The following is a 703-nucleotide window of genomic DNA, read 5'->3' as shown; positions in this document are numbered from 1 at the left end:
GATATACAGGAAATACGCATACTATAAGGTCAAGTGGTACAAGTGAAAATGGAGTATTGTATCAATTCTGGGTTAAAGATTTAAGCACAAACAAATGGATGATGATACAAGACTATAGTAAGAGTAGTGCACGGTGGACACCAACGAAGCCAGGAAAGTATCTGTATGGAGTACATATAAAAGATGAAAAAAGTGGAGAAAGATTAGATGCGCATTTGTACAAAGAGATAACAATAAAACCAATAGAAGTAACGGTAGATGTGTTGAACATAGATGGAACAGGATATACAGGAAATACGCATACTATAAGGTCAAGTGGCACAAGTGAAAATGGAGTATTGTATCAGTTTTGGGTTAAAGATTTAAGTACAAACAAATGGACGATGATACAAGACTATAGTAAAAGTAGTGCACGGTGGACACCAACGAAGCCGGGAAAGTATCTGTACGGTGTACATATAAAAGATGAAAAAAGTAAGCAAAATCTAGATACACATTTGTATAAAGAAATAATTATAAATCAAATAGAAGTTGACGTATTAAATATTGAAGGACCAAAAGCAGTAGGAGGTACTCACATCATAAGAGCTGGTGCTAAAAGTACAAATGGAGTATTATATCAGTTTTGGGTAAAAGATGTAAGCACAAACAAATGGAAGATGATACAAGACTATAGTAAGAGTAGTGCTCGGTGGACGCCGAC

The 703-nt window shown here is 35.3% G+C and carries 1 pseudogene; it reads left to right on the top strand.

Annotated features, from left to right (window positions below):
• A pseudogene (locus GC105_RS17000) lies at positions 1–703 on the top strand (N-acetylmuramoyl-L-alanine amidase); the annotation flags it as partial.

Origin of the sequence: Alkalibaculum sporogenes, assembly GCF_009362815.1 — a bacterium.
Classification (GTDB): Bacteria; Bacillota; Clostridia; order Eubacteriales; family Alkalibacteraceae; genus Alkalibaculum_A; species Alkalibaculum_A sporogenes.
The sequence above is the reverse complement of the archived record's forward strand: the minus strand, read 5'-3'. Positions and strand labels throughout refer to the sequence as shown.